The sequence below is a fragment of the Paraburkholderia sediminicola genome (assembly GCF_046026895.1).
Taxonomy (GTDB): domain Bacteria; phylum Pseudomonadota; class Gammaproteobacteria; order Burkholderiales; family Burkholderiaceae; genus Paraburkholderia; species Paraburkholderia sediminicola_C.
Genome location: NZ_JAQQEU010000151.1, coordinates 1 through 6,340 on the forward strand (window position 1 = coordinate 1; position 6,340 = coordinate 6,340).

A 6,340-nucleotide genomic window follows, 5' to 3' on the forward strand; every position below is an offset into this window, starting at 1 on the left:
TGAATAGTGCTCAATGCGAAATCCGTACCGATGGGCAACGGCCTGACGGCGGCCCGCTAACGTTGCATCGGCGAAATCAAAGACGCGTTTGCAGTGGACGCAGATTAAATGATCATGCGGCGCACCTCGGTTCAACTCATACACCACGCATGCCGCGTCGAGCATAACGCTTGAAAACACTTGGACGCTGTAACTCGTTCAAGACCCTCTATACGGACGATAGATGAAGCGGCCGCGAACGCTTGCCAACTTCTTTCTGTACCTCTTCAGCCCTGTAGTGTCCGCGTTGATCGGTCAGAATGAATCGCGCGACAGCGATGCGTGTTTCTGTTACCGCAAGGCCAGAGGCTTTTAACTGGCCGACTGCGTGATCAATATCGTCGACGCCGCCAGTTAGCGTTACCGTGTACTTCCCGGTGTGTGAATTGTCATTTCCCATTCGTGCGATCGTCATATTTGACGCCAGAAGATCTGGCCAGTCGATACAAGCACGAAAAGCCAGGCCCGATCGACGTGGCACATGGTGCTGTTAACGGACCACGTGGGTTGGATATTCCGACGGCTGAGGATTTCTTTCGTCGCGGTCATCGGGACGGCGAGTCCCGGAGCGCACAACAAAGCGCTAGTTGTCTCCACGCTTCGGGAGGGGTAACGGGCGCACTCGCGGCTAGAGTGACGGTCCGCAATGGGTCGAGGCGGTGTGAAAACGAAAAAGTACTCGGTTTTCTGGTGTCGCTTTACCCTTCCCGAGTTGCTACCAAGCCAATACTCTGACGGCTCGACCGGCGGCCTCGGGTCGACCACGGAAGTTGGCCGAGGCCGGCCGCCGCAGTTTGCAGCGCTGCCCCCCGTACTTCCGGGTTGGGCCAGATTCGGGCCTTCGTCGGCGCGTTCAAGTGGCCGCTCGAACGTCTCGTCCGTGTTTGCGGAGAAGACATTCCACCGCCGCCGACGCTGATGGTTCAAACTTCCATTACCCAGCCCTCCACGCCCTCCGATCGAGGCGAGCCAATAACCGAGTCCTGTAGACCTATGTCGCCGACTACGCCAATCTGGAATTTTGCTGAAACCGTGGAGGCTGACAGGCGTGAGCGACTATTAAGCTATGGCGGTTTCGACGAAATCGAACACATGATCGGAACGGCCGAAATAGCCGCCGTCACGTGGGAGGAATTCTCGGGCAAGCTACTCAACGGCTGCCATCGGGCATCCTTTCTCCTTCGAGTAAGCACAGAAGCTTACGACGCATTCTTCAATTCGACGGTCGGGTATCGCGCGCAATTTGCCGTCGGCATGGTCATGGGGGAGTATGCGAACCGCACGCTATTGGCAACGCTTGAAGGGCGCCTTATCGCATTTGGACTAGCACACAGTAGCATTCCCGAGCATCAACTGATCGCGTCATTGCGCGGCGAAGAGGCGAAGCTTTGGATCCACGAATCCGAAGTTGAGGCGCAGCTAAGCGAGGACTGCCCAGCCATCTTATATCCGCCGTGGCAGCACGCGACCGACAGCGGCGTCGGGCTGTTAGCCCCGGTGGGTGAAAAACTTGAAGTCTGCGGCAGCTGGCTCGACGCCCAGGGCGACCTACACCGAAATCCGCTCAAAGCTCACCGCAGCGAAAAAATCCATCGCACCGGTTATTCGTGAAACGAGGGCTACCACTTCTGCAACCGGGTCACTTCGTCGCTTATACCCGCATCGAGCAAGCCCCTTGATCGACTGTTTCAATCGAAAACCGACCCTTCGACTTGCACAGCGGGGACCGGCAGCGGAGGGTCACGAGCCGATCGCATCAGGCAGAAGCCGGCCACAAAACGGCACTCGCTCGACGGTAACATATGGCTGGACCTCGACGAGTTTCGGTCATTCGCCGATTTGATGTCGGCTATGCGGCCCTGCTCGTGCGGGAGGGCGAGCAGCGTGACATGCGTGACCGCTTCAACGCGCATCGCTGCATGCGCTAGTACAAGCCGTAGAGGCGCAGCGGGGGCCACGTGATGTCTGAAGCGACGAAGGACGCCATTCAAATGTCCTCGATGTCGTCGACTGCGTGAACGATCGCCAGATCGCCCGCAAGATGCGATGCAAACATCATTGGAACGGGATGGCTGAACATTAGATGGCTTTCAATTACTGGGATTGTGTTGGTCCCGAGGACGCGCGCCAGTCGATCACTATGTGTGCGGAGAAGTTCGACTCGGTCGAGATGCTTCCTGAGGGAGTCGCGTTTTTTCCCGTCGGACGAGGTCGTGCCCCTGTAATCGGATAGTTGTTCCGCGATTTCACCGTAAGTTTTCTTGAACTGTAGGTCTTTGCACTCGATGATTAGGCAGCGGTTCACCTCAGGCTTGAAGGCGAGCACGTCAACGTCGCCAAAGTCTCGCTCAAATCCCATTGTGAGAATTTTCTTCACATTCATCTCAGGCAAAACAATCCAGCCGAACGTCTTCATCTTTTCCGCGACTTGATTGTTGAACGCGTTGCCATCGCGCCGCCGCGCATCTCCAGCGTATTTCCGCATCGGAGCTTGCAGGTGGTCGTCGGAATAAGACCCCTCGTAGTAGTTTGACAACATGGAGCGCAGGCATTCGCGAACGAGACCTGGATCAATCAGGAATTGAGGATCTTCCTCTTCGGTGACCTGCAATAGCGGCCGACGTACGAGGCTAAGACGTCTCTTGAATTTCCAAGGGGAAATGTCTTTTAAGGCGTAGCCGTCGGGCGGCACTTTCCAGTTTGGCCTGGGTCTCGATGTTAGAGATTTCACGATGAGAGAGCCAACGGCTGGTTGGCCCGTAATCTCCGTCAGGCTCGACTGCGGCAAGAGGAAAGTCAACCGCCCACTGTCGCTTCCGTGGTTTTCCAAAGCGTCGACAAATCTCCGGAACTCGTCGAGTTCTACGCCGAACTCCTGATGCCACGCCTTGAGGAAGTCGAGCGAGATACCGCTGTCGGCAGAGTTCTCGAGGAACGACTGTTCCTCCAGGCCTTTCTCGTATGTCTTGGCCGACGATTCGAAGCGGGTTTCACTGGTCAATTTTCCAAGAGGACCCATCACCTGCTCTTGGAACTGGTGCTCGCCATGAACATCGCCCAGCGGCGTCACCAAGAGCGTGGGCTCCATCATGTCCCAGAAGATAAGGTCGGACCATCCTCCCAAATGGAAGATTTTCGTACTCTGGGCAAGCAATGAAGAAAGCTCGAGCGCGCCAGCCTCCACGTTTCCTGTGAGGGGGCATTCGCAAAGCGCCATTTCAATCAGATTGCGGGTCGACTGCAGCACGCCGTTAAGCTTGAATTCGCGTGCTGACATGGCCTCCATGGCGGCCACCTTGTCTTCCCGTAGCGCCAAGACGGACGCAGCGGTTCTGTGCCACCAATCCCGACTATGACTGGCGCGCTCATAATTCTCGAGCAACATTTCGAGTAACTCCACGCGGCTGAAAAGCTTCAGATTTTCGGCCAACGTTTCCTGTAGCTTCGTTACCACCGACCGAAGATACGCTAAGCACTCTGGCTTGCCTTCAATTCGAGCGCCGTGTGTCGGACCTCCTGTCTGCCAACCGAGGCCGAGCTTGATCAACGCGTCATCGAATTTGCTGATCTCGACCGGGGAGCGGGACACTTGTTTCTGAAAGAGGTCTCGGTAGCAATTCCCAGTGAAAATGTGACTGTGGCGAGCGCGTGGATCGGCAAAAGCAGGTGCGGCGGATTGTTCGAGCGCCTCTATCGAGACCCCCGTAAGTTTCGACACGCCATAAAGAAACGCTCGAATCAGGCCAATCTCCGCGATGTTATCCGGATGATAGATCGCCTTATCAAAGCCTTGTTTGACGGATATTTCGACGGTCCGCGTCTCGGGAAAGGTAGTTACCTCGAACGCATTATCTAGGTCGCCAGGAGCGCCCATGACACCAGGGTCGGGAAGTTCGACAGTAGCTTCGAACGCGCATTTCCAATGCAGCGGTCCATCGCCCAGCGCAGCATTGTGGTCTGCTTCAATCAGATCGGCTATACGTGCGACCCAGACGCCCATCATCATCCACCGCTCATAAACTAGACGACTGTAGGTTCCATCTGCTGCGAGAGATTCATACCACCAGCATCTGTTATCGGTGATGCGAGCGCCGAGCGGTGCTTGACGATCAGGCAGGCCTAAATGACCATATAGAGGTCGTCGATTATCTTCCTTGAAATACGAATCGGTCTGCCGATGAACCAGCTTCCACGTTTCATCAACGAACTTGGCCACATGGTTGTCGCCGGCCTGAAGCGCCCGGTAACGTAGATTGAGGAGACCGTTTTGGGTAACGGGCATGATGAGGCCGTGGCCTTCGGCCGTTCCAAATTCCTCAGGAACGTCGCCGTGAGGCACGAGATGCCCGTCGAGAGAGTCCGCCCAAGCGTATAGATTCAAAAGCCCGTTTATGTTCTGTAGCATTACTCCATGCTGTTCGAGATAGCGCTCCATTGCGCGTATCCGCCAGAGGTTAAGCACATCGATGCCCTTCGTTTGGCCGAGCGTGAGCAAGTCTGGAGCGTTGATGACTTCCTGATCCCAATGATTATTCGGTTCGACCAATCTCTCGAACATGAGCCCCCGTCCGACCCCGCACGACACCATCAATGTCAACCCATCTTTAAAGCCAGGCCGTTTCTCGTCGGATTCTCGCATGGCCGTGACGCATTTCTGAAGCTCGAGTTGGAGTTCTGTCGGTGCTTTGCGAACGTCTTTGAAACCGCTGATTTCGAAGTCCTGGAGGTCATCGAGGAATGCAACGACCTGCAGATACCTGCCCGTGTCGATCTCCTCTGAAAATGCGCTGAGCGAGCCCCAACCATGATGGAAGAAGCGAAGGCGCGGTCCGGCGTTGCCGAAAAAAGGCGATGTTGCAAATGTCTGGCCATACTCTTGACCAATTACATTGATGAAGGCCTTGTGACTTGGCCTATGCGCTAATTGATCGATCACGAACCGCCGGACGGCGACCGTGATGGCTGTCGGCAACAGCACAAAGACTTCGTCGGCAGTTACAGCCAGAGGCGCCGCCTCGAGGGATGTATGGCCGATGCTCTGTTCAAGGAATTCGTTCCTATTCGCCGGGTCGAATAGGAAGGGCTCAAGCGCCTCAATATCGACGTTGATGGCCACGAGTTCTTCGAGCTCGAAACGGACTGTTGATCTCGTTCTGTCAGTTCTGTCAAGCAAACTGCTGGGAAGGTCGCGATTGCGGCCGTTTGAACCCAACATATTACGAACTAATCCTGCGCGCTCGCAAATCGTGTCCGAAACCTTGAGCAGCGCGTGCACCGAAGTCTTGATAAATTTGAACTGAGCCCTGTCCGGTAGAGAATCAACCACGTTCACGATTCGTTGCAGATAGAACGTCGAGCTTTCCCAGATGCCCTCGAGCACCCGGTAGTTTCCCTGCGAAGAACTTATGTTGCCAACGAACACGTCCTCAGGCGGGTCTTCCATATGGCCCCAGAGAGAACCAGTCGAGTTAAAACCTTGCTTGATGAGCGACTGAGCGGGCGCCCGGGTTCCATTGCCGACCGCGACACACAGATGAACGAGCATCTCTAGTCGTAGGCAGTTCGATTGAAGACGTGTTTTCGTCAAGAGCGCGCCGAACGTGGCGGCAGTTTTGATTGGGCAGTTCTGGCGCAGGGTCCGTACAAGGTCAGGCAAAGCCTTGACGGAAGACCCAATAGAGGCTCCGCTTCCAATCATCGCGAATGCCTCAGCGAACTTTTCGAAACCTTCATCTGGTGGCCACTGCAGTTCCATGACTTGCGCAACTTCGGTGATTGTCAAGCCGGCTATCGTGACACAGTTCACGGTTTTCGGGTGCCACCTCAGGCGATTGAGCAACCCTTTGCTAACCGCAAAGGACCTTGCTAGGACTATTAGCTTTTTGTGGTAAGTGGCTCGTGGGCATGGACGATTGCGTCAACGCGGCTGACGATTGGCCTCGCGGGCCAGCTTATCGTCACGGAAACCGTATTCGCCACGTCGTTCGGTCTGGTGGCGAGTCACCGATGGCCGGCGCTTAATGAGGCAGCCGGAGTCGGAGCCATCGTCTGTGGCGTCGTAATCGCTCTCAAACTCCTGCATTCGTCGACGGTCGAGCCGAAGCAGATCGCAAGTTAGATCGATTTCTGGCCGCTTGCGCTGCGGGTGGGTTCAATATGCGAATGCCCGCTTGATTTCGGCAAGCGGTCGCCCGCTGGCTTTGGAACAAACGACCGCAACGGGTGGCGGATTCAACCGGTGGATGCAATAGTTTGCTGGAATCGTTCGGCTGGCGTTTCGTAGTCCAGTGTCTTTCTTGGG

General features: G+C 55.7%; 3 protein-coding genes. 1 reads left to right on the forward strand and 2 read right to left on the reverse strand.

Going from position 1 to position 6,340, the window contains the following annotated elements; all coding sequences use genetic code 11:
* A partial coding sequence (locus tag PQR02_RS39170) for a transcriptional repressor (RefSeq protein ID WP_408243188.1) occupies window positions 1–180 on the reverse strand: 180 nt, incomplete at its 3' end.
* A gap of 852 nt (window positions 181–1,032) precedes the next feature.
* On the opposite strand from PQR02_RS39170, the gene PQR02_RS39175 reads away from it, so the two are divergent.
* Window positions 1,033–1,650, forward strand: a complete 618-nt coding sequence (locus PQR02_RS39175; RefSeq protein ID WP_408243189.1) for a hypothetical protein — start codon at window positions 1,033–1,035, stop codon at window positions 1,648–1,650.
* 376 nt (window positions 1,651–2,026) lie between these two features.
* Here PQR02_RS39175 and PQR02_RS39180 read toward each other — a convergent pair whose 3' ends face one another.
* Complete coding sequence (locus tag PQR02_RS39180) at window positions 2,027–5,821, reverse strand: anti-phage protein Upx-like protein (protein ID WP_408243190.1); 3,795 nt, start codon at window positions 5,819–5,821, stop codon at window positions 2,027–2,029.
* Between the last annotated feature and the right edge of the window lie 519 nt (window positions 5,822–6,340).